The organism is Nocardia sp. NPDC019323 (genome assembly GCF_044389845.1).
Taxonomy (GTDB): Bacteria; Actinomycetota; Actinomycetes; order Mycobacteriales; family Mycobacteriaceae; genus Nocardia; species Nocardia implantans.
The window spans coordinates 1-2,143 of record NZ_JBIRYN010000021.1; the positions used below are offsets into that span (position 1 = coordinate 1).

General features: G+C 71.0%; 1 protein-coding gene. It reads left to right on the forward strand.

Annotated features, from left to right (window positions below):
* The coding region (locus ACH49X_RS32870; RefSeq protein ID WP_357209342.1) for a condensation domain-containing protein at positions 1–2,143 on the forward strand (2,143 nt) is incomplete at both ends.

The window sequence follows — 2,143 nt, forward strand, 5'->3', positions numbered from 1 at the left end:
CTCGACCGCCGGGCGTTGCCCGCGCCGGAGTTCGTGTCGTCGGTGGTGTTCCGTGCGCCGAGTTCGCCGGTGGAGCAGGCGGTGGCGGAGGTGTACGCGGGGTTGCTGGGCGCGGCGGAGGTCGGGTTGGACGACGACTTCTTCGCGTTGGGCGGTAACTCGCTGCTGGCCACCCGGGTGGTCGCGCGGATCAACGAAGCCCTGGACGCGGACGTGACGGTACGACAGTTGTTCGAAGCACCCACCGTCGCCGAACTGGCCGCCCGCGTGGTCCCCGGCGCCGGCGGCGGCGCACGCACCGTGCTCGAACGCGTCGAACGCAGCGAACCCATCCCGCTGTCGCTGGCCCAGCAACGCATGTGGGTACTCAACCAATTCGACCCCACCTCCGCCGCCTACAACATCCCCCTGGCCATCCGCCTGCACGGCGCGCTGGACGTCTCCGCGCTGCGCCACGCACTGGCCGACGTCCTCGAACGCCACGAATCGCTACGCACCCGCTACCCCGCCGACACACCCGCCGGCCTGCCCCGCCAACAAATCCTCACCGTCGCCCAAGCCCTCCCCACCGGCCTGGAGGTCCTCGTCACCGACGACCCCCTCACCCACATCACCCACATGATGTCGACCGGATTCGACGTCACCACCGAAGTCCCCGTCCGCGCGCTGCTGCTGGAAACCAGCCCCGAGGAACACCTACTGGCGTTCGTGGCCCACCACATCGCCGCCGACGGCGCCTCCATGGCCCCGCTGGCCCGCGACCTGGTCACCGCCTACCTCGCCCGCATCGGCGGCAACTCCCCCCGCTGGGCGCCCCTGGAAGTGCAATACGCCGACTACGCCATCTGGCAACGCCAGGTCATCGGCACCGACGACGACGAAACCTCCGTCGCCGCCCGCCAACTCACCTACTGGCGCCACCAACTGACCGGCCTCACCGCAGCCACCGAACTGCCCACCGACCGCCCCCGCCCGGCCACCCCCAGCATGCGCGGCGCCAACACCGGCTTCGCGCTGTCCCCCGAGGTCCACCACGCCCTCACCGACCTCGCCCACGCCCACAACTGCACCCTGTTCATGGTCGTGCACGCCGCCCTGGCCGTCCTTGTGGCCCGCCTCACCGGCGACTCCGACGTCGCCATCGGCACCCCCATCGCCGGACGCGGCCACCGCGCCCTCGACGACCTCGTCGGCATGTTCGTCAACACCCTCACCCTGCGCACCCGCGTCGAGCCCGCCACCACCTTCACCGAACTCATCGACCACACCCGCGAAACCGACCTCGCCGCCTTCGCCAACGCCGACATCCCCTTCGAACGCGTCGTCGAAATCGTCGCCCCCGGCCGCGCCACCACCCACAACCCCCTCTTCGGGGTCGTGCTGTCATTCCAGAACAACGAACAACCCACCCTCCAACTCCCCGGCCTCACCGTCACCGCCCTGGACACCGACACCGTCGCCGCCAAATTCGACCTGCAAGTCAACATCAACCCCCACCACCACCCCGACGGCACCCCCGCCCACCTCGACACCATCTTCACCTACGCCACCGACCTGTTCGACGAAACCACCATCCACACCCTCGGCCACCGCCTCCAACGCATCCTCACCACCATCGCCACCAACCCCCACACCCCCATCGGCGACATCGACATCCTCGACGACACCGAACGGGAGCGGATGGCGGCCGCGGCGGAGCCGGTGAGCGTCGAACCGCCCACGGCGACCGCGGGCACGGCGCTGACCCAGGCGCTGGCGGCGGCGGTCGAGGACGACCCGGACGGACCGGCCGTGGTCTCCGGCGAGAGTGCGCTGTCGTACCAGGATCTCGACGCCCGCTCGTCGCGTTTGGCTCGGGTGCTCATCGCGCGGGGTTGCGGCCCCGGCGCGGGCGTCGCGGTGCGGCTGGACCGCGGCATCGACGCCGTCGTCGCCACTTGGGCCGTGCTCAAGACCGGCGCCGCCGTCGTCCCGGCCGACGCGCTCGACGGGCTGCCGCCGCACGGACTCGAGGTCAAGACCGGCCTGACCGCCGGCGGTGCGTTCCCGACCGCCACGGTCGACTGGCTGGCCCTCGACGACCCCGCCGTGATCGCCGAAATCGCCGCCGAATCACCACGACCGGTCACCTACGCCCACCGCA